The sequence below is a fragment of the Streptomyces geranii genome (assembly GCF_002954775.1).
Taxonomy (GTDB): Bacteria; Actinomycetota; Actinomycetes; order Streptomycetales; family Streptomycetaceae; genus Streptomyces; species Streptomyces geranii.
This window is the reverse complement of the sequence record NZ_KZ672953.1, coordinates 17,229-42,276: the sequence shown is the minus strand read 5'-3', so window position 1 is coordinate 42,276 and position 25,048 is coordinate 17,229. Positions and strand designations below refer to the sequence as shown.

General features: G+C 67.6%; 22 protein-coding genes. 8 read left to right on the top strand and 14 right to left on the bottom strand.

Annotated elements, in window-relative coordinates:
- Positions 1 to 17: 17 nt before the first annotated feature.
- Positions 18 to 233, bottom strand: a complete 216-nt coding sequence (locus CW359_RS03605) for a hypothetical protein (RefSeq protein ID WP_198655073.1) — start codon at positions 231 to 233, stop codon at positions 18 to 20.
- 204 nt (positions 234 to 437) lie between these two features.
- Here CW359_RS03605 and CW359_RS03600 point away from each other — a divergent pair, with 204 nt between their 5' ends.
- Positions 438 to 1,313 carry a helix-turn-helix domain-containing protein gene (locus CW359_RS03600; RefSeq protein ID WP_105968260.1) on the top strand — a complete coding sequence of 292 codons (876 nt, stop codon included), beginning with the start codon at positions 438 to 440 and terminating at the stop codon, positions 1,311 to 1,313.
- On the top strand, positions 1,310 to 1,522 hold the full coding sequence (locus CW359_RS03595; RefSeq protein ID WP_105968259.1) for a DUF397 domain-containing protein: 213 nt from the start codon (positions 1,310 to 1,312) through the stop codon (positions 1,520 to 1,522). Before CW359_RS03600 ends, CW359_RS03595 begins: the two co-directional genes overlap by 4 nt.
- Before the next feature lie 85 nt (positions 1,523 to 1,607).
- On the opposite strand, the gene CW359_RS03590 is transcribed toward CW359_RS03595, so the two are convergent.
- Complete coding sequence (locus CW359_RS03590) at positions 1,608 to 1,802, bottom strand: hypothetical protein (RefSeq protein ID WP_006375723.1); 195 nt, start codon at positions 1,800 to 1,802, stop codon at positions 1,608 to 1,610.
- A gap of 174 nt (positions 1,803 to 1,976) precedes the next feature.
- On the opposite strand from CW359_RS03590, the gene CW359_RS03585 reads away from it, so the two are divergent.
- Positions 1,977 to 4,100 carry a S9 family peptidase gene (locus CW359_RS03585; protein ID WP_105968258.1) on the top strand — a complete coding sequence of 708 codons (2,124 nt, stop codon included), beginning with the start codon at positions 1,977 to 1,979 and terminating at the stop codon, positions 4,098 to 4,100.
- A gap of 155 nt (positions 4,101 to 4,255) precedes the next feature.
- On the opposite strand, the gene CW359_RS03580 is transcribed toward CW359_RS03585, so the two are convergent.
- From CW359_RS03580 to CW359_RS03560, 5 genes are all read right to left on the bottom strand, one after another.
- Positions 4,256 to 5,314: an ABC transporter ATP-binding protein gene (locus CW359_RS03580; protein WP_105968257.1), complete on the bottom strand. Its 1,059-nt coding sequence runs from the start codon at positions 5,312 to 5,314 to the stop codon at positions 4,256 to 4,258.
- Positions 5,307 to 6,290 (bottom strand): ABC transporter ATP-binding protein, encoded by a 984-nt coding sequence (locus tag CW359_RS03575; RefSeq protein WP_105968342.1) that lies wholly within the window; start codon positions 6,288 to 6,290, stop codon positions 5,307 to 5,309. The genes CW359_RS03580 and CW359_RS03575 overlap by 8 nt, the downstream gene beginning before the upstream one ends.
- 8 nt (positions 6,291 to 6,298) lie before the next feature.
- Entirely contained in the window at positions 6,299 to 7,273 is a 975-nt protein-coding gene (locus tag CW359_RS03570; protein ID WP_105968256.1) for an ABC transporter permease, read from the bottom strand.
- Positions 7,266 to 8,189 (bottom strand): ABC transporter permease, encoded by a 924-nt coding sequence (locus tag CW359_RS03565; protein WP_105968255.1) that lies wholly within the window; start codon positions 8,187 to 8,189, stop codon positions 7,266 to 7,268. Before CW359_RS03565 ends, CW359_RS03570 begins: the two co-directional genes overlap by 8 nt.
- Before the next feature lie 63 nt (positions 8,190 to 8,252).
- Positions 8,253 to 9,902 carry a peptide ABC transporter substrate-binding protein gene (locus CW359_RS03560; RefSeq protein WP_105968254.1) on the bottom strand — a complete coding sequence of 550 codons (1,650 nt, stop codon included), beginning with the start codon at positions 9,900 to 9,902 and terminating at the stop codon, positions 8,253 to 8,255.
- A 258-nt stretch (positions 9,903 to 10,160) separates the two neighbouring features.
- On the opposite strand from CW359_RS03560, the gene CW359_RS03555 reads away from it, so the two are divergent.
- The 5 genes from CW359_RS03555 to CW359_RS03535 all read left to right on the top strand — a co-directional run bounded on the left by CW359_RS03555 (position 10,161) and on the right by CW359_RS03535 (position 15,882).
- On the top strand, positions 10,161 to 11,189 hold the full coding sequence (locus tag CW359_RS03555) for an ABC transporter permease (RefSeq protein ID WP_408647447.1): 1,029 nt from the start codon (positions 10,161 to 10,163) through the stop codon (positions 11,187 to 11,189).
- A gap of 87 nt (positions 11,190 to 11,276) precedes the next feature.
- Positions 11,277 to 13,058: an ABC transporter substrate-binding protein gene (locus tag CW359_RS03550; protein ID WP_105968252.1), complete on the top strand. Its 1,782-nt coding sequence runs from the start codon at positions 11,277 to 11,279 to the stop codon at positions 13,056 to 13,058.
- 156 nt (positions 13,059 to 13,214) lie between these two features.
- Positions 13,215 to 14,198 (top strand): ABC transporter permease, encoded by a 984-nt coding sequence (locus CW359_RS03545; protein WP_105968251.1) that lies wholly within the window; start codon positions 13,215 to 13,217, stop codon positions 14,196 to 14,198.
- A 19-nt stretch (positions 14,199 to 14,217) separates the two neighbouring features.
- A complete protein-coding gene (locus tag CW359_RS03540) occupies positions 14,218 to 15,267 on the top strand; it encodes an ABC transporter ATP-binding protein (RefSeq protein WP_105968341.1) in 1,050 nt (349 codons plus the stop codon).
- A gap of 30 nt (positions 15,268 to 15,297) precedes the next feature.
- Entirely contained in the window at positions 15,298 to 15,882 is a 585-nt protein-coding gene (locus CW359_RS03535; RefSeq protein ID WP_105968250.1) for a Uma2 family endonuclease, read from the top strand.
- A 13-nt stretch (positions 15,883 to 15,895) separates the two neighbouring features.
- Here CW359_RS03535 and CW359_RS03530 read toward each other — a convergent pair whose 3' ends face one another.
- The 7 genes from CW359_RS03530 to typA all read right to left on the bottom strand — a co-directional run bounded on the left by CW359_RS03530 (position 15,896) and on the right by typA (position 24,947).
- Complete coding sequence (locus CW359_RS03530) at positions 15,896 to 16,273, bottom strand: VOC family protein (RefSeq protein ID WP_105968249.1); 378 nt, start codon at positions 16,271 to 16,273, stop codon at positions 15,896 to 15,898.
- 141 nt (positions 16,274 to 16,414) lie between these two features.
- Positions 16,415 to 17,533, bottom strand: coding sequence for an ABC transporter ATP-binding protein (locus CW359_RS03525; RefSeq protein ID WP_105968248.1), 1,119 nt, complete (start codon positions 17,531 to 17,533; stop codon positions 16,415 to 16,417).
- A gap of 13 nt (positions 17,534 to 17,546) precedes the next feature.
- Complete coding sequence (locus tag CW359_RS03520; protein WP_105968247.1) at positions 17,547 to 18,608, bottom strand: ABC transporter ATP-binding protein; 1,062 nt, start codon at positions 18,606 to 18,608, stop codon at positions 17,547 to 17,549.
- Between the two features lie 16 nt (positions 18,609 to 18,624).
- Positions 18,625 to 19,602, bottom strand: coding sequence for an ABC transporter permease (locus CW359_RS03515; protein WP_105968246.1), 978 nt, complete (start codon positions 19,600 to 19,602; stop codon positions 18,625 to 18,627).
- Positions 19,603 to 19,713: 111 nt separating this feature from the next.
- Positions 19,714 to 21,507, bottom strand: a complete 1,794-nt coding sequence (locus CW359_RS03510; protein WP_198655072.1) for an ABC transporter substrate-binding protein — start codon at positions 21,505 to 21,507, stop codon at positions 19,714 to 19,716.
- 100 nt (positions 21,508 to 21,607) lie between these two features.
- Positions 21,608 to 22,654, bottom strand: coding sequence for an ABC transporter permease (locus CW359_RS03505; RefSeq protein ID WP_105968245.1), 1,047 nt, complete (start codon positions 22,652 to 22,654; stop codon positions 21,608 to 21,610).
- Between the two features lie 385 nt (positions 22,655 to 23,039).
- Positions 23,040 to 24,947: a translational GTPase TypA gene (gene typA / locus CW359_RS03500; protein WP_105968244.1), complete on the bottom strand. Its 1,908-nt coding sequence runs from the start codon at positions 24,945 to 24,947 to the stop codon at positions 23,040 to 23,042.
- Between the last annotated feature and the right edge of the window lie 101 nt (positions 24,948 to 25,048).

Below are 25,048 nucleotides of genomic sequence, written 5' to 3'. Positions count from 1 at the left end.
GCAGTGCGGGCAGGGGCCTACTTGGGGTGCGCTTCTCCGGGCCCCTGGAGGAAGCCGTGTGTCTCCAGCTCGCGCAGGGCGGCGGCGATCTCGTCCGGGTTGTCGGAGGAGAACCGCCGGGCGAGGGTCTCGACGTCGACGGGGGCACCAGTGGGCAGCGACTGGATGTACCTGCCCAGCCCGATGGCGATCAAGGACAGCTCGGGGTGTTGGCCGAGACGCTTGTCGATCACCGGGAAGTCACCTCTCGTCGGCGGTGGTGTTGCCCCGAGCGTAGGCCAGGCAACCGACCGCGAATCCGGCGAAGTTGGCGATGTTCACTCGCGCGAGTGAGTTTGCTCGGCGGGAGGGAGGGGTGGGGCTTGGTTGGGGTTCTTTGTATCCAGAACCCCAAGGGCCGGGCTGTCGGGGCGGGGCATGTGGGTAAGGACGGAGGCATGACTGTGGATGACGAGGCGGGACAGCTCAAGGGTGAGGCGGACGAGCCGGGTTGGGAGGTGGACCCGGACGACGAGTGGGGGGTGGCTGTCGTGGAGGCGGTCGGCCGCCAACTGCGGCTTCGCCGGGAGGCGTCGGGGATGCGGGCCGGCGAGTTCGGCAGGAAGGTGGGGTATGGCGAGGACATGGTCTACAAGATCGAGGGCGGGAAACGGATCGCCCGCCCCGAGTACATGGTCAAGTCGGACAAGGTCCTGAAGGCGGCGGGCCTCCTCACGGCGATGAACGAGGATCTGGAGAAGGTGCGGTACCCGAAGAAGGTTCGGGAGATCGCGCAGATGGAGGCCAAGGCGGTCGAGCTTCAGCTCTACGATCCGCTGAACATCCATGGGTTGTTGCAGACACCGGAGTACTCACGCAGGCTGCTCATGATGCGGCGCCCCGCGTACACCGCGAGCGAGGTGGAGCGCTTCTTCGAGGCACGGGTGGCCCGCAAGTCCGTCTTCGAACGAGATCCGACACCCGAACTCGGCTTCGTCGTCGAGGAGTGGACGCTGCGGCGCCCACTGGGAGGGAAGGCGATGTTGCGTCGCCAGCTCGAACACCTCCTGGAGATCGGAGAGTTGCGCAGCGTCGAGCTTCAGGTGATGCCGTTGGATCGCGAGGAGCACGCAGGGGTGGACGGCAGCATCGAGGTGTTGAAGTTCGCGGACGGCTCGGCAGTGGGCCGGTCGCCGGTGGTGGCCAACGGCCGCCCGGTCTCCGACGCGAAGCAGCTCCGTATCCTTGAACTGCGCTATGGCATCATCCGAGGCCAGGCCCTCACCCCGCGTGAATCCGCGGCCTTCATCGAACAACTGCTGGGGGATACATGAACCGCACCACCTCGACCGAGGGCGACTCCGGCCTGGCATGGTTCAAGAGCAGCTACAGCAGCGGCAGCGAGGGCGATTCGTGTGTCGAGGTCGCCACAGCCCCCGGCACCATCCACGTCCGCGACTCCAAGAACATAGAAGCCGGACCCTGCCTCACCTTCACCGCCACCACCTGGGCCACCTTCGTCCCGCACGTGTCCCACAACTGACCGGGCTCACGTCTCAGAGCGCATGCGGAAGCAGCGTCGGGCGGCTCCGGTCACGCACGGACCCGGAGCCCTCCGGCAGGCGCGGTCAGAACTTGAGGTCGCCGATCATGCCCGCGATGCTCGTCGTCAGGTCGCTGATCGTCGGGGCGAAGGTCGACGAGGCCATGTAGAACCCCAGGAGCATGCACACCACCGCATGCCCTCCCTTGAGTCCTGACTTCTTGATCAGCAAGAAGACGATGATCGCCAGCAGCACGACCGCCGAAATCGAGAGTGCCACGGCGGTTCACCTCCAAAGGGCCCAGGGACCGGGGGTCGGACTATGGGGGCAGTAAATCCATACAGTGGCCAGCAGGTTCATACCCACTCGCCGCCAGTGATCATAACTATTCGCCCGCGCGCATCGGTCGGCGCACGGCCGCACAAGGGGGCGCATGGCCAATATGGTCGGGGCATGACGACCGAGCCTGTCTCCTTCCCCCGCCGGCACGCCCGCACCCAGCGGTTCACGCTCGGGGCGCCCCGCGCTTTCGCCGTGGCGCCCGACGGTTCGCGGGTCGCCTACCTGCGGTCCTCCTCCGGTACCGACCGGGCCAACATGTTGTGGGTGCTCGATCTGCCCGAGGGTGCCGAGCGGGTCGTCGCCGACCCGTTCGCCCTTCTCGGCGGGGCCGACGAGCGGCTGTCCGCCGAGGAGCGGGCGCGTCGGGAGCGGAGCCGCGAGGGGGGTGCCGGGATCGTCTCCTACGCCACCGACTCCGCCGTCGAACTGGCCTCCTTCGCCCTGTCCGGGCGGCTGTTCGTGGCCGAGCTGCAAGCCGGGACCGTGCGCGAGATCCCCGTCCCCGGACCCGTCGTCGATCCCCGGCCCTCCCCCGACGGGCGCCTCGTCGCCTACGTCGTCGGTGGCGCCCTGCGCTTCGCGGAACTCGCCGGTGAGCGGGCAGGCACAGTCGCCGAGCCGGAGTCGGAGACGGTGACGTACGGGCTCGCCGAGTTCATCGCGGCCGAGGAGATGGACCGTTCGCGCGGCTTCTGGTGGTCCCCTGAGTCGGATCGGTTGCTCGTCGCGCGGGCCGACGACTCGCCTGTCGGTCGCTGGTGGATCTCCGATCCGGCCCATCCGGAACGGGAGCCGCAGCAGGTCGCCTACCCGGCCGCCGGCACCCCGAACGCCGACGTACGGCTCTTCGTCCTCACCCTCGACGGCGTACGGACCGAGGTCGTCTGGGACCGCAAGAAGTATCCGTATCTGGCTCGTGTGCACTGGTCAGCGGCCGGTGCGCCGCTGATCCTCGTGCAGTCCCGGGACCAGCGCGGGCAGCTCTTCCTGGCCGTCGACCCGGACACCGGGGCGACCCGGATGGTGCACGCGGAGGAAGATCCACATTGGCTTGATCTTTTCCCTGGGGTGCCCTGCTGGAGCCCCTCCGGACAGCTCGTCCGGATCGCCGACGAGGGTGGCGCCCGGGTGCTGGCCGTGGGCGAACGGCCGCTCACCGGGGCGCAGTTGCATGTACGGGCCGTGCTCGATGTCTCTGCCGATGACGTGCTGGTGTCCGCGTCCGCAGGTGCGGAGGCCGCCGGTACCGAGATCGGCGAAGTGCACGTCTATCGAGTGAACGAACTCGGGCTGGAGCGCGTCTCGCAAGAGCCCGGCGTGCACTCGGCTGTTCGCGCCGGGGGCGTGACCGTCCTCGTGTCGGCGGTGCCGGGCCGGCCGGGGGCCCAGGTGCAGGTGCTGCGCGACGGCAAGCCTGCCGCGACTGTCGTCTCGTACGCCGAAGATCCCGGTTTGTCCCCGCGCATCACCTTCACCCAGGGGGGCGCACGGAGAATTCCATGCGCCCTGCTTATGCCGACCGACTACGACGGCGTCACTCCCCTCCCTGTCCTCATGGACCCCTACGGCGGTCCGCACGGCCCCCGCGTGGTCGCCGCGCACAACGCGCACCTCACCTCGCAGTGGTTCGCCGACCAGGGGTTCGCGGTCGTCGTGGCGGACGGGCGGGGGACTCCTGGGCGTTCGCCCGCCTGGGAGAAGGCGGTCCGCGGGGACTTCACCGTCTCGCTGGACGACCAGATCGAGGCCCTGCACGACCTCGCCGAGCGCCACCCGCTCGACCTCTCCCGGGTGGCCATCCGGGGCTGGTCGTACGGCGGTTGGCTCGCGGGGCTGGCCGTGCTGCGGCGGCCCGATGTCTTCCACGCCGGTATCGCGGGCGCCCCGGTGACGGACTGGCGGCTGTACGACACGCACTACACGGAGCGGTACCTCGGCGACCCGGCGGCGGCCCCGGAGGCGTACGCCGACAGCTCGCTCGTGACGGACGAGGGGCTGTCGTCCCCCGCCGAGCCGCACCGGCCGCTGATGGTCGTCCACGGCACCGCCGACGACAACGTCGTATTCGCTCACGCCCTGCGACTGTCCTCGGCACTACTGGCCGCCGGCCGCCCGCACGAGGTGCTCCCCCTGTCGGGCGTCACGCACATGACCCCTCAGGAGCAGGTCGCGGAGAACCTGCTGCTGCTTCAAGTGGACTTCCTGAAGCGGGCGTTGGGGCTCGGCCAGGAGTAGTCCTGGCACGGCAACGGGCCGGGGCTACATGGCGAGCCCCGGCCCGTTTACGGCACCCGCACGGCCGTACATTCATTAGAGTGGACCGTCCATATATCGAGACCGGGTCGGCCAAGTTGCCTGCGTGTTAACGAGGTTCGCGCGCATTTATGCGCTTATTTCACCCCGTCGTCAAGATCGTCCGTCGGTACGACGTGCTTCTCCTCCGCGAAATGGCACGCCGAGTCGTGCGCCGTCGGATCGGTCGTCAGCCGGAACTCCGCCGGGACCGCCAGCAGCGGCACCTCCAACTCGCACCGCTCCTGCGCCTTCCAGCAGCGGGTGCGGAAGCGGCAGCCGGAGGGCGGGTTCGCCGGGGAGGGCACGTCCCCGGTGAGGATGATGCGCTCGCGGTGTTCGCGGGCCTCGGGGTCGGGGACGGGCACCGCCGAGAGGAGCGCCTGGGTGTACGGGTGCGTCGGGTGGTCGTAGATCTCGGCGTCCCGGCCGATCTCCACGATCCGGCCGAGGTACATCACCCCGACCCGGTCCGAGATGTGCCGCACGATCGACAGGTCGTGCGCGATGAACACGTAGGAGAGGTCGAACTCGCTCTGGAGGCGGTCCAGGAGGTTGATCACCTGGGCCTGGACCGAGACGTCGAGCGCCGACACCGGTTCGTCGGCGACGATGATCTCGGGGCGCAGCGCCAACCCCCGTGCGATGCCGATGCGCTGGCGCTGGCCGCCGGAGAACTGGTGCGGATAGCGGTTGATGTACTCCGGGTTGAGGCCGACCACGTCCAGCAGGTCCTGGACCTTCTGGCGGCGGTCACCCTTGGGCGCGACCTCGGGGTGGATCTCGTACGGCTCCCCGATGATGTCGCCGACCGTCATCCGGGGGTTGAGGGAGGTGTACGGGTCCTGGAAGACCATCTGGATGTTGCGGCGTACGGCCTTGAGGGCCCGCCCCGACATCTTGGTGATGTCCTCGCCCTTGTACTTGATCGTGCCTGCCGTCGGCTTCTCCAGGTTGACCAGCATCTTGGCGACCGTCGACTTGCCGCAGCCCGACTCCCCCACGATGCCCAGGGTTTCGCCCGCGCCGAGCGCGAAGTCGACGCCGTCGACGGCCCGGACCGCGCCCACCTGCTTCTTGAAGAGGATGCCCTGGGTGAGCGGGTAGTGCTTGACCAGCCCGGTCACTTCGAGGATCGGCTCCGCGGTCTTAGTCATTGCGGGCATCGAGCGTCTCCCTCCAGAAGTAGCAGGCGCTCCGCCTGTCCTCGTCCACTTCCGCCAACGGCGGTACGTCCGTACGGCAGATGTCCTGGGCCATCGGGCAGCGCGGGTTGAAGGCGCAGCCCGGTGGGATGTTCATCAGGTTGGGCGGGAGGCCCTTGATGGCGTACAGCTCGCGGCCCTTCTGGTCGAGGCGCGGGATCGACTCCAACAGGCCCTTGGTGTACGGGTGTGCGGGCGCCTTGTAGATGTCGTGGACCGGCGCCGACTCGACGATCCGGCCCGCGTACATCACGGCGATCTTGTCGGCGACGTCCGCGACGACTCCGAGGTCGTGGGTGATGAGGATCAGGCCCATGTTCAGCTCGCGCTGCAACTCCGCGAGGAGGTCCATGACTTGGGCCTGGACGGTCACGTCGAGGGCCGTCGTCGGTTCGTCGGCGATGATCAGGGCCGGTTCCAGGGCCAGCGCCATGGCGATCATGATGCGCTGGCGCATACCGCCGGAGAACTGGTGCGGATAGTCCCGGACGCGCTGGGAGGCGGCCGGGATGCGGACCCGGTCCATCAGCTCAACCGCCTTGGTTCTGGCGTCCTTTCGGGACAGTCCCCGGTGGACCGTGAACATCTCGCCGAGCTGGTCGCCCACGCTGAGCACCGGGTTGAGCGACGACAGCGCGTCCTGGAAGATCATCGCCATCTGGGCGCCCCGGACCTTCCTGCGCTCCTCCTCCTTGAAGGTGAGCAGGTCCTTGCCCTGGAACAGGATCTCGCCGCCGGTGATCTTCCCGGGCGGGGTGTCCAGGATGCCCATGACCGCCTGGGCGGTCACCGACTTGCCGGAGCCGGACTCGCCGAGCACGGCCAGCGTCTCGCCCGCGTCCACGCTGTAGGTGACGCCGTTGACGGCCTTGGCGACCCCGTCCCGGGTTCTGAACTCCACGTGCAGGTCGCGTACTTCGAGGAGCATGGCGCCGGTCACCTCAGCTTCGGGTCGAGGGCGTCGCGCACCGCGTCGCCGAGCATGATGAACGCGAGCACGGTGACCGCGAGCGCTCCGGAGGGCCACAGGAGGGCGTGCGGGGCGTTGCGGACGTAGACGGAGGCCGAGCTGATGTCGATGCCCCAGCTGACCGTCGGGGGCTTCAGGCCGACGCCCAGGTAGGACAGGGTGGCCTCCAGGGCGATGTACGTACCGAGCGCGATCGTCGCGACGACGATCACCGGGGCCACCGCGTTGGGCGTGATGTGCCGTAGCAGCATGCGGGAGTTGGAGGCGCCGAGGGCGCGGGCGGCCTGGACGTAGTCGTTCTGTTTGGCGGTGATGACCGAGCCGCGGGCGATACGGGAGATCTGCGGCCAGCCCAGCAGCACCATGAAGCCGATGACCGGCCAGACCGTCGAACTGGTCACCACGGAGAGCAGGACCAGACCGCCGAGGACGACCGGGATCGCGAAGAACACGTCGGTGATGCGGGAGAGCACCGAGTCCCAGATTCCGCCGAAGAAACCGGCGAGCCCGCCGAGGACCGACCCGAGGATCGCGACCCCGAGCGTGGCGCAGACGCCGACCGTGACGGACGTACGGGCGCCGTAGACCGTGCGCGTGTAGACGTCGCAGCCCTGGCCGTCGTAGCCGAAGGGGTGGCCGGGGGCCGAGCCCTTCTGGGCGTTGGCGAGGTCGCACTTGAGGGGGTTGCCGGAGGCGATCGCCGAGGGCCAGATGGAGATGACGACCAGGAAGAGGATGACCAGGGAGGAGATGATGAAGACCGGGTTGCGGCGCAGGTCCAGCCAGGCGTCCGACCAGAGTGAACGGGGCTTGTCGGAAGGGCCGTTGCCGTCCCCCGGGCCCTTCTCCAGGGTCTCCGCCTCGCTCATCGCGAGGTCCATGGCGCCGCCCATGCCGGTCGCGGCGATGGCGCCCTCCGGTTCGTACGGCTGCTCAGGCATAGCGGATCCTCGGGTCGAGTACGGCGTACAGGAGGTCGACGAGCAGGTTGGCGACCAGGAAGACGAGGACGAGGACGGTCACGAAGCCGACGACCGTCTGGGTGTTCTGGCGGAGGATGCCCTGGTAGAGCTGGTAGCCGACGCCGTGGATGTTGAAGATCCGCTCGGTGACGATCGCGCCGCCCATCAGCGCCCCGACGTCCGTGCCGATGAAGGTGACCACGGGGATCAGGGAGTTGCGCAGCAGGTGGCGGGTGATCACCCGGCGTCTCGGGAGGCCCTTGGCGACCGCTGTACGGACGTAGTCGGAGCGTCTGTTCTCCGCGATCGAGGTGCGGGTGAGGCGGGTGACGTAGGCGAGTGAGACCGAGGCCAGCACCAGGCCGGGGACGATCAGTTCGTCGAAGTTGGCGTCCGTCGACACCGACGGCTTGATCCAGCCCCACTCGACGCCCAGGAGGAGTTGGAGGAGGAGGCCCGTCACGAAGGTCGGGACCGAGATGACGACCAGGGTGACGAGGAGGACGGCGGTGTCGATCGGCTTGCCGCGGCGCAGGCCGGTCACCACGCCCAGGGTGATGCCGATGACGATCTCGAAGAGGACGGCCACGATGGTCAGCCGGATGGTGACGGGGAACGCCGTCGACATCAGCTCGGTGACCTTCTGGCCGTTGAAGGCGGTGCCGAAGTCGCCGGTGAAGACGTTGCCCATGTAGGTCAGGTATTGCTGCCAGACGGGCTTGTCGAGGCCGAACTCCCTGCGGAGCTGGGCGGCCGTGGCCGGGTCGCACTGCCGGTCGCCGCAGAGGCCCGCGATGGGGTCGCCCATCACGTTCACCATGAGGAAGATCAGCAGGGTGGCGCCGATGAAGACCGGGATCATCTGCAGCAGACGCCGGATCACGTACCGTCCCATGAGGGCTCCGGAGGTAGTGGGACAGCCGCCGTACGTGCACGGCTGTCCCGGCGGCTCGGACGGTCAGCTGACCTTGATCTCGCTGTACACGGGCAGGCTGAACGGGTTAAGAGCCACGTTCGAGAGGCGCTCCGAGTAGCCGGCGCTGCCGTTCTGGTACCAGAGCGGGATGGCGCCCATGTCGTCCCGCAGGACCTCCTCGGCCTGCTGGAACAGCTCGACGGCCTTGCTCTGGTCGGTCTCCGCGTTGGCCTCGTCGACGAGCTTGTCGAACTCCTTGTTGGTCCACTTGCCGTCGTTGGAGGAGGCGTTGGTGTAGTAGAGCGGCTGGAGGAAGTTCTGGATGAGGGGGTAGTCCATCTGCCAGCCGGCGCGGAAGGGGCCGGACATCTTGGACTGGGTGATCTGGTTGCGGAAGTCGGCGAAGGTGCCGATCGGGTTGCCGACGCAGGCCTTGTCGTTGTCGAGGACGTTGTTGACGCTGTTGCAGACGGCGTCGACCCACTGCTTGTGCGAGCCGGTGTCCGCGTTGTACGAGATCTTGACCTGGCCGCCGGGGAAGCCGCCGCCCTCCTCGATGAGCTTCTTGGCCTCTTCGGGGTCGTACTCGCAGGCGTCGCCGCACAGGCCTTCCTTGTAGCCGCCCTCCTCGCCGAGGACGGGCGAGGTCCAGTCGGTGGCGGGGGTGCGGGTCTTCTGGAAGATCGTCTCGGTGATCTGCTCGCGGTTGATGGCCCGGGAGAGTCCGGTGCGGACCTTCTCCATGCCGGGCTTGTCCCAGTCCTTGTCGTAGAACGGGAAGGCGAGGGTCTGGATGATCCCGGCGGGCGTGTTGATGTACCGGTCGCCGAGGTCCGCCTTGACGTTGGTGAGCTGGGAGGCGGGCACGTCGTCGACGAGGTCGAGGTTGCCGGCCATCAGGTCGGTGTAGGCGGTGTTGTTGTCGGTGTAGACCTTGAGGTCGACGCCGCCGTTCTGCGCCTTGTCGGTGCCGGAGTAGGCGTCCCACTTGCGCAGGGACATCTGGGAGCCCTTGGTGTACGCCTTGATCGCGTACGGGCCGTTGCCGACGGGCTTGCTCAGCCAGGCCGCGTGGTCGGTGAAGAAGGCCTGGGGCAGCGGCGAGAAGGCCGCGTAGCCGAGGGTGTCGGGGAAGGTCGAGAACTTCTGGTTGAGCTTGACGGTGAAGGTGTTCGTGCCGGTCACCTTGAGCCCGGAGAGGGTGTCGGCGGTCTGCTTGCTGCCGTCCTCGGGGTGGGCCTTGTCGTAGCCGTCGATGTAGCCGAAGAAGTACGCGTTCTTCTGGTTGTTCTTCAGGCTGGCGCCGTAGTTCCAGGCGTCGACGAACGACTTGGCGGTGACGGCCTCGCCGTTGCTGAACTTCCAGCCGTCCTTGATGGTGATCGTGAAGTTCTGCGAGTCGGTCGTCTCGATCTTCTCGGCCATCATGTCGTTGGCCTTGCCGGTCTTGGCGTCGTAGCGCTTCAGGCCCCGGAAGACCATGTCCAGGACCTTGCCGCCCTGCACCTCGTTGGTGTTGGCGGGCTCCAGCGGGTTCTGCGGGTCGCCCCAGGAGGAGCTGAGGACTCCGGAGCCGTCGCCGCTGCCACTGCCGCCGCCGTCGCTGTCGCCGTCGTCGCCCCCGCAGGCGGTCGCCGCGAGGGCCACCGCCACCGCGCATGCGGCCCATCGGACGTGCGTGGCTCCACGCATGGAGTGCCTCCTGTTCAGTGCGCCATACAGTTCCATACCGTTACCGGTCAATATCAGCCGATAGCGCACGTAACGCACCTCTTGGCGGCCCGTACGGGTCCCCCTCCCCCTCGGTCCGCTCTTAGGTCCCTCTTTGGTCATGGCCGTCCAAAGCCGACCCAAGTGCTGACCCAGCGTCGGGTCAAAGGGCAAAAGTCCAGATCAAAGGCGTCAACGAAGCATTGACGGCACCTGAACCGGCGCTGAAAGGTCCCCAATGTGACCTCGTCTACGCCTTCCGCCACCGCACCCCTGGTGGCGGCCGATTCCGGTGCCGCACCACCGACGCCCACCGCGCCGGTCCGCGGCGGCACCGGCCGCTCACCGGGCCGGATCGCCTGGCTGCGCTTCCGACGCGACCGCACCGGGCTCGTCTCGGCCGTCGTCGTCGTGCTCTTCTTCGTGGCGGGCATCGCCGCCCCGCTGATCGCCAAGGTCTACGGCAAGGACCCGTACACGACCTACGGCCAGAACGGCACCGGACTGCTCAACGAGTTCGGTTTCCCGATCCGGCCCAACGGCGGCATCAGCGGCGACTTCTGGTTCGGGGTCGAACCGCAGCTCGGCCGGGACGTCTTCACCCTGCTGCTCTACGGCATCCGCAACTCACTGCTCATCGCCACGGTGACGACCCTGCTGGTCACCCTGTTCGGCATCGTCGTCGGACTCACCGCCGGCTATCTCGGCGGCCGGATCGACGGCTTCGTCGGCCGGGTCATCGACATCCTCCTCGCCTTCCCCTCCACCCTCTTCTTCATCGCGTTCTGGCCGGTGATGATCTCGATCTTCGTGTCGCCGGAGGAGAACACCCCGACCTGGCTGACCGTCGTCAGTCTCATCTCCGTGATGACCGCGTTCGGCTGGGCGCCCATCGCCCGGCTGCTGCGCGGTGAGGTACTCGCCCTGCGCGAGCGGGAGTTCGTGGAGTCCGCGAAGGTCACCGGCGCCTCCCCGGCCCGGATCATCTTCCGGGAGCTGCTGCCCAACCTGTGGACCCCGATCCTCATCCAGGCCACCCTCGCGCTGCCCATGTACGTGACCACCGAGGCGGCGCTCGCCTTCCTCGGGGTCGGGCTCAGCGACCCCACGCCCGACTGGGGCGTGATGATCCAGCGCGGGGCGCAGGTCTACCAGAACGACATCACCTACATGCTCTTCCCCGGCCTGGCGATGGTGATCTTCGTGATCGCCTTCAACCTCCTCGGCGACTCCGTGCGCGACGCGCTGGACCCGAAGACCAAACGCTGAACAGCGGCGCCCACCCCTCTCCCCGCACGGGACATCCGGAAACCCCGGAAAACAACCCATCTCCCTGATTCAGGCAGGACACACCCCATGTCTCTCTCCCGCAGAAACTTCGTCATCGCCACCTCGGTAGCCGCCGGCGGCTCGATGGTCCTGTCCGCGTGCAGCAGCGGTGGGGGAGGCGGTGGCGGTACGTCGGGGGGCGGGGTGTCGGCCGGGAAGTACTCGTCGGTCAGCATCGGCACCAAGGAGGACTCCACCGGGCCCGCGCCGGAGATCCCGGGCGCGAAGAAGGGCGGCACGATCCGGCCGATCAGCCCGCAGGACTTCTCCCACCTCGACCCACAGCGCATCTACTACTCGTGGAACTCCGAGGTCGGCAACCTCTACATCCGCTGTCTGACCGGCTACCGCATCGACGGCGGCGCGATGAAGCTCGTCGGCGACCTCGCCACCGACACCGGCACCATGTCGGACGGCGGCAAGACCTGGACGTACACCCTGAAGGACGGGCTGAAGTGGGAGGACGGCAGCGAGCTGACCGTCGAGGACGTACGGCACGGCATCGAGCGCGGCTTCGCCAGCTTCACCACCGAGGGCGCGACCTACCTCCAGGCCGCGCTGACCGGCACGAACGACTTCCGCTCGGTCTACAAGGGCCCGTACGACGGCAAGCACCTCGACTCGGTCGTCACGGACACCGCGAAGAAGACGATCACCTTCCACCTCAAGACGGCCCGCCCGGACCTCAACTGGACGCTGGCCATGCAGTCGTACGGGGCGGTGTCCGCGAAGCACGACACCAAGGAGAAGTACGACAAGGACCCGTTCTCCTGCGGGCCCTACCGGCTCTCCGCGCACTCCGTGGACAAGTCGCTGACGATGGTCCGCAACACCCACTGGGACCCGGCGACCGACCCGATCCGCAACGCCTACCCGGACTCGTTCACCTTCGAGTTCGGCCCCGAGGCGCTGCAGACCTCCGACCGGCTGATCGCGGACTCCGGGACCGACCAGTACGCGGTGATGGCGTACAGCGGGGTGCCCGCCGAGCGCATCCAGAAGGTGCTGACGACACCCGCGCTGAAGAGCCGTACCGTCGACGGGCTGCTGACCGGCCTGTACTACTACGCCATCAACTGCAAGCGCATCCCCGACCTGAAGGTCCGTCAGGCGCTCAACTACGCCTGGCCGTTGCAGCAGATCCGGACCATCTACGGCGGCCCGTCCTCCGGCGACTACGCGACCACGATCCTCGGCCCCGACATGGCCGGCCGGGTCAAGTTCGACATCTACGGCAAGCTGGCGAAGCCGCAGGGTGACACCGCGAAGGCGAAGGCGCTGCTCAAGGAGGCCGGCAAGCTCGGCCAGAAGATCGTCTACACCTACCCGCAGGGCTCCAACGACGCCTTCGAGAAGACGAAGGTGGTCATCGCCAACGCCCTGAAGGAGGCGGGCTTCGACCCGGTCGTGAAGCCGGTGGAGGCGACCAGCTACTACGACCAGGTCCAGCAGATCGACAACTCCTTCGACGTGATGTGGTTCGGCTGGTCCCCGGACTGGCCCACCGGCTTCACCATGATCCAGCCCCTCTTCGACGGCCGGGTGATCGCCAACGGGGCGAACAACGTCTCGCAGCTGAAGGTGAGTTGGGTCGACGCGGCCATCGACAAGGCGGCGGCCCTGACCGACGCGACACAGGCGAACGCGGCGTGGGCCGCGCTGGACAGGCAGCTGATGGAGAAGGAGGCGCCGATCATTCCGGAGATGTACCAGCGGCGGTTCTATCTGTACGGGAGCAAGGTCGGCGGCGCCGAGTACGACCCCCTGAACTCGTCGTTCGTGCTTTACAAGCTGTACGCGAAGTCGTAGGCCGTCTTTCTACTGCGGGCCCGTGGGGGCTGGTCGCGCAGTTCCCCGCGCCCCTTTCGGGGCGCCCCCTGACGGGGCGCCTCACCGACCACCCCCGGCACCTGTCCCGCCCACCAGGGAACGGTGCCGGGGGTTTCGCCAGGGAAACCGATCGCCATGTTCCGCTTCATTCTTCGTCGGACGTTCAGTGCGCTGATGATCCTCCTCGTCATCAGCGCGATCACCTTCGTCCTCTTCTACGTCGCCCCGCGCGACCCGGCGCGCAGTGCCTGCGGCAAGCTCTGCACGCCGGAGACGCTCGCGCTCGTGCGGCGCAACCTGGGGATCGACGATCCGCTGCCGCTGCAGTACTGGCACTGGCTGGCGGGGGTGTTCGTGGGCCGCGACTACGCCGGTCTCGGCCACTGCTCGGCACCCTGCCTCGGCTACTCCTTCACCAACCACGAGCCGGTCCTCGGCCTGATCACCAACCGCTTCCCCACCACCCTCTCCCTCACCCTGGGCAGCGCGGTGGTCTTCGTGGTCCTCGGCGTCGGTACGGGCATGCTGGCGGCGGTGAAGCAGGGCCGGGCCCTGGACAAGATCGCGTCGTCGATATCGTTGGTGGGCTCCTCCCTCCAGATCTACATCGTCGGCGTGGTCGCCATGTACTACCTCTCCGACCAGTGGGGCATCCTGCCGCGCCCGCAGGACAGCGTGGGCTTCTCCCAGGACCCGGTGGCCTGGTTCAAGGGCCTGCTGCTGCCATGGTTCGTCCTCGCGATCATCTTCACCGCCAACTACACCCGGATGACCCGCTCCCAGCTCGTGGAGTCCCTCGCCGAGGACTACGTCCGTACCGCCCGCGCCAAGGGCCTGTCCCGGCGCACGGTGTTCTTCCGGTTCGCCTGGCGGGGCGCGATGGGCCCGATCGTCACGATCCTGGGCCTCGACATCGGCTATCTGCTCGGCGGCGCGATCATCACCGAGGAGACGTTCGGCCTGCACGGCATCGGCGCCCTGTCCATCAAGGCGGTACGCGACAACGACCTCCCGCTGCTGCTGGGGGTCGTGCTCGTCGCCGCCGCCGCGATCGTCGTCGCCAACATCGTGGTGGACGCGGTGTACGCGCTGATCGACCCGCGGATCAGGCTGGCGTAGAGGGGACTTGGTGACCCTGGTGTCTGAAGCGTCCGGCCCCTCGACGGCCGATCCCTTCCTCTCCGTACGGGATCTGCGCGTCCACTTCGCCACCGACGACGGTGTCGTACGTGCCGTCGACGGGCTCTCCTTCGACGTGGGGCGCGGCCGGACCCTGGGCATCGTCGGGGAGTCCGGCTCGGGCAAGTCGGTGACGAACCTGGCGATCCTGGGCCTGCACGACCGTACGCGCACGACGCTGGCCGGGGAGATCGTGCTGGACGGGCAGGAGTTGCTGACCGCGCGGGAACGCGAGCTGGAGAGGCTGCGGGGCAGCAAGATGGCGATGATCTTCCAGGACGCGCTGGCGTCGCTGTCGCCGTACCACACGGTCGGCAGACAGATCGCGGAGACGTACGCCAAGCACACCGGGGCGTCCAGGCGGGAGTCCAGGGCACGGGCGGTGGAGATGCTCAGGCGGGTCGGCATCCCGCAGCCGACGGCACGGGCGGACGACTACCCCCACCAGTTCTCCGGCGGTATGCGCCAACGGGTCATGATCGCCATGGCGTTGGCGTGCGACCCACAGCTCCTGATCGCCGACGAACCGACGACCGCGCTGGATGTGACAGTGCAGGCCCAGATCCTGGACCTGCTGGGGGATCTGCAGCAGGAGTTCGGCACGTCGATCGTCTTCATCACGCACGACCTGGGCGTCATCTCCCGTATGGCGGACGACATCCTGGTGATGTACGCGGGCCGGGCGGTGGAGCGCGGCACCCGGCGCGAGGTGCTGAGGACGCCCCAACACCCGTACACCTGGGGCCTGCTGGGCTCGATGCCGACCCTGAACGCCCCCGTGGACGTCCCGTTGTCCCCGATCCCGGGCACTCCCCCGTCGCTCCTGGACCCGCCCGCGGGCTGCCGTTTCGAGCCGCGCTGCGCGTTCCGGGAACAGGTGCCGGCGGGGCGCTGTGCGAGCAGACGCCCCCATCTGCCCCGTACGGCGGGACATGGCGCGGCCTGCCATCTGACGGCGGCGCAGCGGGTGGAGTACCACGCCGACTATGTGGGCGCGAACCCGGGATGACAGGGAGGTCCTGATCCCTACCCTCCAGGTATGGACTACACGAGGATGCGCGCGATCGCCGAGAAGCTCATGGCCCGCGCCGAGGGGCTCGAAGGGAGCTGGATCGTCGAGATCGGCCCTTCGGGCCCCGTGCTGGCCATGGTGAGCCCGTCGAAGCGGCACGCGGGTACGGTCCGCCGTATCCGCACGCAGCTGGACGAACAGCTCCTCACCACGCACCCCGGCCACAGCTGCGCGAACGGCCCCGAGATCGAGCACCCGGCCTTGGGCCGCATGCGTCGCCCGGATGCCGTCGTCATCCCCGAGGACGTCCTGGACGAGGAGGGACTGGCCGTCGACGCGGCCCGGGTGCTGGCGGTCGTCGAGATCGTCTCGCCGTCCGGCCCTGCCCACGAGTACGGCGAGAAGCTGGCCGAGTACCCCGCCATGGGTATCGCCCACTACGTGATCGTCGATCCCCGCACGGGCACCATCGAGGTGCACTCGGACCCGTGCAAGGGGCGTTACCTGCAGAAGGACCCCTACATCTTCGGCGACTCGGTGCCGGTCGGTCCCTGGACGGTGGAGACCCGGGCGTTCCGCCGTTACGGGAAGGCCGGGAACGACCCGAACTGAGGGCCGCCGGCGGTCAGCCCAACTCCCCGCGCTCCACGCAGAACTCGTTGCCCTCGGGGTCGGCCATGAGGGCCCAGCCGCCGCCGTCGGGCCTGCGGTGGTCCGCGACGAGGCGGGCGCCCAGGGAGATCAGCCGCTCGACCTCCTCGTCCCGGGTGCGCCCGTGCGGGCGCAGGTCGAGGTGTACGCGGTTCTTCACCGACTTGCCTTCCGGGACCCGGATGAACAGCAGCGTGGGCCCGCCGGCCGGGTCCCTGAGCACCGCCTCCGGGTCGCCGGGCTTGTCGTCGTCGGCCAGCGGGCGGCCGAACACCGCGCTCCAGAACAGGCCGAGATCGTAGGGGTCACCGGTGCTGTCGAAGGTGATGTTGTGGATCGTCGGGAAGGACAACGAGGCCTCCAGGCCATGTGAGGGATACCGCGTGTGAGGGTCCCGGACCGGGCGGGCGCGTGTCGAACGAATAAAAGCCGGGGGGCGAGGAGCTGTTGCTCCTCGCCCCCCGCCGAACCCACGTCCCGGAGTCCCGGAACCTCAGTCCTGCTTGGCGTCCGCCTCCAGCGCCTTCAGCGCCGGGTCCAGGACCACGTCCTCGTCGCGTGCCTCCGTCGTCGGGTCCTCCGGGAAGTGGCAGGCCGTCAGGTGGTTCTCGCGGTTGCCGGAGATCTGGAGCAGCGGGGGCTCCTCGCTCGCGCACTTGTCCTGCGCCTTCCAGCAGCGGGTGCGGAAGCGGCAGCCGGACGGCGGGTGGATCGGCGACGGGACGTCACCGGCGAGGCGGATGCGCTCGCGGGCCTCCGTCTCGTCGTCCATCGCCACCTCGGGCACGGCCGAGAGCAGGGCGTGCGTGTACGGGTGGCGCGGGCGGTTGTAGATCGAGTCCCGGTCGCCCACCTCGACGATCTTGCCCAGGTACATCACCGCGACGCGCTGCGAGAAGTGCCGGACGATCGCCAGGTCGTGGGCGATGAACAGGAACGCGATGCCCATCTCCTCCTGGACCTTCTTGAGGAGGTTCACCACCTGGGCCTGGATGGACACGTCCAGCGCGGAGACCGGCTCGTCGGCCACGATCAGCTTCGGCTTCAGGGCGAGCGCGCGGGCCACCCCGATGCGCTGGCGCTGGCCGCCGGAGAACTCGTGCGGGAAGCGGTTGTAGTGCTCGGGGTTGAGCCCGACCAGCTCCAGCAGCTCCCGTACCCGCTTCTCCCGGCCGCCCGACGGCTCGATCCCGTTGACCTCCATCGGCGACTTGATGATCGTACCGACGGTCTGCCGCGGGTTCAGCGAGCTGTACGGGTCCTGGAAGATCATCTGGATCTCGGAGCGGACCGGCGCCAGCTGCTTGCGCGAGGCGTGACTGATGTCCTGGCCGGAGTAGGTGATCTTGCCGCCGGTCGGCTCCAGGAGGCGGGTGATGAGCCGGCCCGCGGTCGACTTGCCGCAGCCGGACTCGCCCACCATGCCGACGCTCTCGGCGACCCCGATGCTCAGGTCGATGCCGTCGACCGCCTGCACGGCGCCGACTTTTCGTTTGATCGGGAAGCCACCGTAGATCGGGAAGTGCTTCGTCAGGCCCTCGACCCTGAGCAGTTCCTCGGTCGACGTACCGGTGGAACCCTGCTGTGCGGGGAGGGTGAGGTTCTCGCTCATGTCTCGGTGCTCCCTAGCGCAGCCGGGGCTGGATCTTGTCGATGAAGATGGTCTGCTTCTGCTCCGCCGACAGATGGCACGCGGAGCCGCGCCCGTCCCCGAGAGACGGCCGTACGTCGGTGCAGAGGCTCCCCGACACCTCGCCGGTGAAGGCGCAGCGCGGGTGGAAGGGGCAGCCCGAGGGCGGGTTGAGCAGCGAGGGCGGCGAGCCGGGGATCGGCGTGAGCGCCTCGTCGATGTCGCCGTCCAGCCGGGGCATCGAGCTGAGCAGGCCCCAGGCGTACGGGTGCTGCGGGGTGCGCAGGACTTCCTTGACGGTGCCGCGTTCCACGGCCCGGCCCGCGTACATCACCAGCAGGTCGTCGGCCATGTTCGAGATGACGCCGAGGTCGTGCGTGATGAAGATGATCGCGGAGCCGAACTCCTGCTGGAGGTCCTTGAGCAGGTCCAGGATCTGGGCCTGCACCGTCACATCCAGCGCGGTGGTGGGCTCGTCGGCGATCAGCAGGTCGGGGTCGCACATCAGCGCCATGGCGATCATCGCGCGCTGGCGCATACCGCCGGAGAACTGGTGGGGGTAGTCGTCGAAGCGCGTCTTGGGCTGCGGGATGCCGACCTTCTCCAGCATCTGCACGGCCCGGACCTTCGCCTCCTTCTTGGAGGCCCCGGTGTGCTTCATGAACGGCTCGGACAGCTGGCGGCCCACCGTGTAGTACGGGGAGAGCGCGGTCAGCGGGTCCTGGAAGATCATCGCCATCTTGTTGCCGCGGAGCTGCTCAAGCTCCTTCTCCGTGGCGGTGACGAGTTCCTTGCCGTCGAGGACGATCTCGCCGTCGACGGTGGTGCTCATCGGGTTGTGCAGACCGAGGATCGTCAGGTTCGTGACGGACTTGCCCGATCCGGACTCGCCCACGATGCCCAGGGTCTTGCCGCGCTCGACGTCGAAGGAGAGTCCGTCGACCGCCTTGACGATGCCGTCCTCGGTGGAGAACTGCACCTTGAGATCGCGGACCGAGAGGAAGCTGTCCGGACCGGTCGGGGCCGGTGCGCCCTCGGGCTTGGTCAGTGTGGTCACGGTGGTTCGTTTCTTCCTAGGAGAGCCGGACGCGCGGGTCGATATAGGCGTACACGATGTCGGTAAGGATGTTCAGGATCAGGATGAAGAAGGCCCCGAACAACATGATGCCCATCGTGAGCGGGAGGTCCTTTTGGCTCGCGCCGTCCACGGCGAGGCGGCCGATTCCCTGGAGGGAGAAGGTGAGTTCGGTGACGACACCGCCGCCGAGCAGGGCGCTGATGTCGATGCCGAGCACGGTGACGATCGGGATCAGGGAACCGCGCCAGGCGTAGCGGAAGAAGACGTACTTCTGTGACATGCCCTTGGCGCGGGCGGTGCGGACGTGCTCCTCCGCGAGCTGCTCGATCATCGAGGCGCGCGCCATACGCGTGTACTGCGCGGTGAAGATGGTGGCCATGACGGCCATCGGGATGGACAGTCCGACGAGCCAGCCGATCGGGTCCTCGGTGAACGGCACGTACTTGGGGTCTTCCATCCAGCCGGTCTGGTAGACGAGGACGATCAGCGCGATCGGGCCGAGGAAGTAGATCTGGAACGAGCTGAGCACCATGGACGTGCCGGTGGCGACCTTGTCGACCAGTGAGCCGCGCTTGTAGGCGGAGATCATGCCCGCGCCGAGACCCACGACCAGGAAGACGACCAGCGCCCCGATGGTCAGCGACAGGGTCAGCGGGAAGCGGTCCTTGATGAGGCTCCAGACCATTTCGTTGTAGTAGAACGACTGGCCGAGGCAGGGTGCGTCGCAGTGGCCCTGCGGGAAGTCGCGCCCCGTCACGATGCCGGACATGAAGTCCCAGAACTGCTGTGCGATCGGCAGGTTGAGGCCGAGTGCCTGGCGGATGTCCTCGAGTCTCGCGGGCGAGCAGTCCTTGCCACAGGCCAGTGAGGCGTAGTCGGAGGGCGCTGCGACGAACAGGAGGAACGTGGCGGCGCCGATCAGGAACAGGGTGACGACGGCACCGACCGTGCGCCGGAGGATGAACTGAAACATGGCGGGGGGCTGCTCTCTGCGGAGACGTGCGGAGTCGGGATGGGACCGGGTTCACGGAACCGCGGGGGTGCGCTCCGCCTGGTGCGCACCCCCGCGATCAGCCGTATCGAGTTACGACTTCAGGAACAGTCGCGTGATGTCGATGTAGCTGGACTCGGTGCTGTAGCGGGCACCGCCGATGTTCGAACCGAAGAGCTGGAGCTGCTTCGTGTACCACAGCGGAGCGGCCGGGTTGACCTTCTCCAGGATGTAGTGGTGCGCTTCCTTCCAGGTCGCGGCGGCCTCGGTCGGCTCCTGGGTCAGGGCCTTCTTGATCAGCTCCTGGACCTTGGGGTCGTTGATGTGCGAGTAGTTCGGCGCACCGTCGGCGACCTGGTCACCGTCGTAGATGGGCGTGACGACGGTGGCCGGGGACGGCCAGTCCTGGCCCCAGCCGGAGATGTAGATGTCGTACGGGTTCTTGACCTTGCCGATCTGCTCGTAGTAGCTCGCGGAGTCGACCTCCTTGGCCACCACGTCGATGCCGATCTTGGTCAGCGCGTCCTCGATCGCGACCTTGCGCTTCTGGCCGGCCTCGCTGTTGGAGTACGCGAAGACGAGCTTCTTCTCGGCGGCCGGAACGTCCTTGAGGAGTTCCTTGGCCTTCGCGATGTTGCCCTGCGGCGTCTTCAGACGGCCGTACGGGTCGTAGCTGGCCTCGTAGCCCGGGAGGGTCGGGGCGAACAGGTTCGGGGCCGGGTCGCCACCGTAGGCGCCACCCTCACCCGCGATGAGCGACTTCGAGTTGACGCCGTAGGTGACGGCGTCACGGACGGCCTTGTTCTTCACGCGGTCCAGGTTGAACACCAGCGTCATGACGTAGGGCTGGTAGCCCTTGATCGTGCGCTTGTTGACGGCGGGGTCGCCGATGACGTCCTGGATCTGGGTGGCCTCGACCGAGCCGGTGAGCTGGATGGCGTTCTTGGAGGCACCCTGGTCGGCGATCAGCCGGCTGGTCTGGGTGGACTCGGTGACACCGAAGTCGACGTTGAAGCCGTCCACGTACTGGTGCCGGACCGAGTCGGTCTTCGGGTCCCAGTTCTCGTTCTTGACGAGCTTCATGGACTTGCCGGCCTTGTAGTCGGCGATCTTGTACGGGCCGAGCGAGACGGGGGCCGTGTCGTACTTCGCCTTGGTGTCGGTCTTCTCCGGAACGACGGAGTAGCCCGGCATCGCGAGCGTCTGCGGAAGGTCCGGACGCGCGGTGTCGAAGTGGAAGACGACCGTCTTGGCGTCCGGGGTCTCGAGAACCGTGTCAGGCAGGTGCTTGGAGCCGAAGCCGCCGTCCGGCAGCGCCTCGCGGTACTTCGGACCGCTCAGCCAGGTCTGCAGGTAGGTCGGGCCGTCGAAGATGAACTCGGCGTACTGGCGCTCGACGGTGTGACGGATGTCGGCGGACGTGATCACGTTGCCGTTCTGGTCCTTCACGCCGTCCTTCAGCGTGTACGTCCAGGTCTTGCCGCCGTCCGAGGACTTGCCCGAGTCGGTCGCGAGGTCACCGACGACGGAGACGTTGCCCTTGCCGTCCTCCTCGAAGTTGGTCAGACCGCGGTAGAGCAGGTTGGCGACCTGGCCGGCGTCCGAGACGTAGATCTGGCCCGGGTCCAGGTGCGAGAGGCCCGCCTCCTGGTAGACCTCGATGGTGCCGCCGCTCTTGGCGCCGGGCACCTCCTCGGCGGGACCGGTAGACGCGGCGGCGTCGCCGTAGACGACCGCCTTCGACTGCTCGGAGGCCTCCGCCTGGTCTTCCTTGGAGTCCTTGCCGGAGCTGCCGCCCTTGTTCTCGGAGCAGCCGGTGAGCGCAAGAGAGCCGGCCGCGATGGCGACCAGGATGGCCCGCGTTCTGCGCGAGGTGAACGACTTCATGTGGCTAAAGCACCTACCTGTCGGTTGTTATCCATGAGTACTGCCTGACGCGGCTGGTAGGCCGACGCGGGGGCGGCAGCCACCCCCCACCAATGGACGATCAGCGCCCGGACTTGGGGTCGAACGCATCCCGAACGGAGTCTCCGAGGAGGTTGAAGCACAGGATGAAGATCACCAGTGCCGTGCCCGGGAAGAACATGAACGCCGGATCCTGCTTGGCGTAGCCGGCGGCGGCGGCGAAGAGCCGTCCCCAGTCGGGGGTCGGTTCGACGAACCCGACGCCGGCGAAGGAGAGGAACGCGATGGTGAGAATGGTGCTGGGGAGCTGGTACGTGAACTGCACCAGGATCGGCGAGACCACGTTGGGCAGGATCTCCTTGCGGACGATCCGCCACGGCGAGGCCCCGGAGACCTTGGCGGCCTCCACGAACTCGCGCTCACGCAGTGACAGCACGGTCGAACGGACCAGACGGGCCATGCCCATCCAGCCCAGCACCCACAGCACGATGAGGATCGCCAGTGCCCGGAAGTAGGTGGGGGTCTCTTCCCGAGGGTCGACGAAGAACGCCGTGACGACCGGCATGAACGCGATGAAGAACAGCTGTGAGGGGAAGGAGAGGAAGAAGTCGGTGACGCGGCCGACCCAGTAGTCGACCCGGCCGCCGAAGTAGCCGCCGATCAGACCGATGAGCACACCGGTGACCATCACCAGCACGGTCACGGCCACCGCCATGAACAGCGAGGTGCGCATGCCGTACATCAGCATGGCGAACAGGTCGCGGCCCAGTTGCGGCTCCACACCGAACCAGTGATCCCCCGAGACACCGCCGAAGTAGCCGAGGGGCAGCCCGAAGTCGTCAAGGACCGGGCTGTCCGCGTACGTGGGGTCCTGGCCGTACAGCGTGTAGGGGTTGGTCCCGCTCAGCTTGACCAGCAGGGGTGCCGCGAGGGCGATCACGAAGTAGAAAATCACTACCACGGCACAGATCACACCGGTACGGTCACGCTTGAAGCGCTGCCACATCAACTGCCCGGGGGAACGACCCTCGAGGCTCTTCTCGGCCTTGACGGGCTCGGGCTTCGTATCGAGCTCGGGGTCCAAGGCGATCGAGGGCCCGGAGCCATCGGCCTTGGCTGGACTGGTCATGTGTGTTCTTCCCCCGGGGGGTTGGAGAGCTGAGCGCAGCACAGATACCGGCGGGTTCTGTGGTTGTGGGGAACTTTCGCCAAGTAAGTCAACGCGCGTCAAGGCCGGAAGGCATAGGGATCTCCCTACCGTCGAAATTTTGAGCAAAAATTGCAAAGATTGACACCTGCGCGCGCTTGACACCTTGAACGGTAAATCCACCAAACGGACATAAAGGGATCGTTTTCTGTTTACATGTCCGAAACTTGATCGTTGGTTCACCGGTATCCGAACAGCCTTGCACAGCCCACGGACAGGTCGGACGAGAGGGCTGCCGACGAGCCGTACGCGGACACGCCGAAGGCCCGGCCCCCAGAGGTGGGGACCGGGTCTTCGTGACGTCTGATCAGCCGTGCTTGGCGCGGCTGGCGGAGCGGGCGCGCTCGCGGGCGTCCAGGTTCACCTTGCGGATGCGAACCGCCTCCGGGGTGACCTCGACGCACTCGTCGTCGCGGCAGAACTCCAGGGACTGCTCCAGGGAGAGCTTGCGCGGCGGGACGATCGCCTCGAACGAGTCGGCCGAGGACGACCGCATGTTCGTGAGCTTCTTCTCCTTGGTGATGTTCACGTCCATGTCGTCGGAGCGCGAGTTCTCGCCGACGATCATGCCCTCGTACACCTCGGTGCCGGGGTCGGTGAACAGCACACCGCGCTCCTGGAGGTTCGTCATCGCGAACGCGGTGACGGCGCCGGCCCGGTCGGCCACCAGGGAACCGTTGTTACGGGTCGCCAGGACGCCGAACCAGGGCTCGTGGCCCTCGTGGATGGAGTGCGCGATACCGGTGCCGCGCGTGCCGGTGAGGAACTCGGTACGGAAGCCGATGAGCCCGCGGGAGGGCACGACGAACTCCATCCGAACCCAACCGGAGCCGTGGTTGGACATGTTGTCCATCCGGCCCTTGCGGACGCCCATGAGCTGCGTGACCGCGCCCATGTGCTCCTCGGGCACGTCGATCGTCATGCGCTCGACGGGCTCGTGGAGCTTGCCGTCGATCTCCTGGGTGACCACCTGCGGCTTGCCGATGGTCAGCTCGAAGCCCTCGCGGCGCATCTGCTCGACCAGGATGGCGAGCGCCAGCTCACCACGGCCCTGGACCTCCCAGGCGTCGGGACGCTCGGTGTCGAGGACGCGCAGCGAGACGTTACCGACCAGCTCGCGGTCGAGGCGGTCCTTGACCTGACGGGCCGTGACCTTGCGGTCCTTGACCACGGCCTTGTTCTCGGCGCCCTTGCCCGTGCCGCCGCGGCCGACCATCGGCGAGGTGTTCGTACCGATGGTCATGGAGATCGCCGGCTCGTCGACCGTGATGAGCGGCAGCGCGATCGGGTTCTCGGGGTCGGCGAGGGTCTCGCCGATCATGATGTCCGAGATACCGGCGACGGCACAGATGTCACCGGGGCCGGCCATCTCGGCCGGCTTGCGGGTGAGCGCCTCGGTCATCAGCAGCTCGGTGATGCGCACGCTGGACATGGAGCCGTCACGCTTGATCCAGGTGACGGTCTGGCCCTTGCGCAGCTCGCCCTGCTCGACGCGGAGCAGCGCGATACGGCCGAGGAAGTTGTCGGCGTCCAGGTTGGTGACGTGCGCCTGCAGCGGGGCGGCCTCGTCGTACTGCGGGGCCGGGACGTGCGACAGGATCGTGGAGAAGAACGGCTCCAGGCTGTTGCTGTCGGCCGGGACGCTGCCGTCCGCCGGCTTGGTCAGCGAGGCGACACCGTCACGCGCACACGCGTAGACGATGGGGAACTCGATCTGCTCCTCGTCCGCGTCCAGGTCCAGGAAGAGGTCGTACGTCTCGTTGACGACCTCGTCGATCCGGGAGTCCGGCCGGTCCGTCTTGTTGATGCAGAGGATGACCGGCAGCCGCTGCTGGAGCGCCTTGCGCAGCACGAACCGGGTCTGCGGCAGCGGACCCTCGGAGGCGTCGACGAGCAGAACGACGGCGTCCACCATCGACAGACCGCGCTCGACCTCGCCACCGAAGTCGGCGTGGCCCGGGGTGTCGATGATGTTGATGGTGATGACGTCCCCCCCGTCCTTCGGGTGGTACTTCACCGCCGTGTTCTTGGCGAGGATCGTGATGCCCTTCTCACGTTCCAGGTCGTTGGAGTCCATCATGCGGTCGTCGAGCGACTCGGCGGCGTGCGCGGCGAAGGCACCGGCCTGCTTCAGCATGGCGTCGACCAGTGTCGTCTTCCCGTGGTCGACGTGGGCGACGATGGCGACGTTGCGGATGTCGTGGCGCGTGGCCATATTGCGGCGTACTCCCGGCTTGAGTGGATGGCCTGCGCGTACGTCTGTGTTACGCGGACCCTGCCGGGCTGAACATGCCACGGCCTTACCCCATGGTACGG

What these genes read in the sequence shown, in the direction of transcription:
- CW359_RS03585 (WP_105968258.1), top strand. Translation starts at nt 1,977, where the DNA reads ATGACGACCGAGCCTGTCTCCTTCCCCCGCCGGCACGCCCGCACCCAG.
- CW359_RS03550 (WP_105968252.1), top strand. Translation starts at nt 11,277, where the DNA reads ATGTCTCTCTCCCGCAGAAACTTCGTCATCGCCACCTCGGTAGCCGCC.
- CW359_RS03580 (WP_105968257.1), bottom strand. Translation starts at nt 5,314, where the DNA reads ATGACTAAGACCGCGGAGCCGATCCTCGAAGTGACCGGGCTGGTCAAG.
- CW359_RS03535 (WP_105968250.1), top strand. Translation starts at nt 15,298, where the DNA reads ATGGACTACACGAGGATGCGCGCGATCGCCGAGAAGCTCATGGCCCGC.
- CW359_RS03595 (WP_105968259.1), top strand. Translation starts at nt 1,310, where the DNA reads ATGAACCGCACCACCTCGACCGAGGGCGACTCCGGCCTGGCATGGTTC.
- CW359_RS03575 (WP_105968342.1), bottom strand. Translation starts at nt 6,290, where the DNA reads ATGCTCCTCGAAGTACGCGACCTGCACGTGGAGTTCAGAACCCGGGAC.
- CW359_RS03515 (WP_105968246.1), bottom strand. Translation starts at nt 19,602, where the DNA reads ATGTTTCAGTTCATCCTCCGGCGCACGGTCGGTGCCGTCGTCACCCTG.
- CW359_RS03505 (WP_105968245.1), bottom strand. Translation starts at nt 22,654, where the DNA reads ATGACCAGTCCAGCCAAGGCCGATGGCTCCGGGCCCTCGATCGCCTTG.
- CW359_RS03600 (WP_105968260.1), top strand. Translation starts at nt 438, where the DNA reads ATGACTGTGGATGACGAGGCGGGACAGCTCAAGGGTGAGGCGGACGAG.
- typA (WP_105968244.1), bottom strand. Translation starts at nt 24,947, where the DNA reads ATGGCCACGCGCCACGACATCCGCAACGTCGCCATCGTCGCCCACGTC.
- CW359_RS03560 (WP_105968254.1), bottom strand. Translation starts at nt 9,902, where the DNA reads ATGCGTGGAGCCACGCACGTCCGATGGGCCGCATGCGCGGTGGCGGTG.
- CW359_RS03565 (WP_105968255.1), bottom strand. Translation starts at nt 8,189, where the DNA reads ATGGGACGGTACGTGATCCGGCGTCTGCTGCAGATGATCCCGGTCTTC.
- CW359_RS03570 (WP_105968256.1), bottom strand. Translation starts at nt 7,273, where the DNA reads ATGCCTGAGCAGCCGTACGAACCGGAGGGCGCCATCGCCGCGACCGGC.
- CW359_RS03510 (WP_198655072.1), bottom strand. Translation starts at nt 21,507, where the DNA reads ATGAAGTCGTTCACCTCGCGCAGAACGCGGGCCATCCTGGTCGCCATC.
- CW359_RS03525 (WP_105968248.1), bottom strand. Translation starts at nt 17,533, where the DNA reads ATGAGCGAGAACCTCACCCTCCCCGCACAGCAGGGTTCCACCGGTACG.
- CW359_RS03545 (WP_105968251.1), top strand. Translation starts at nt 13,215, where the DNA reads ATGTTCCGCTTCATTCTTCGTCGGACGTTCAGTGCGCTGATGATCCTC.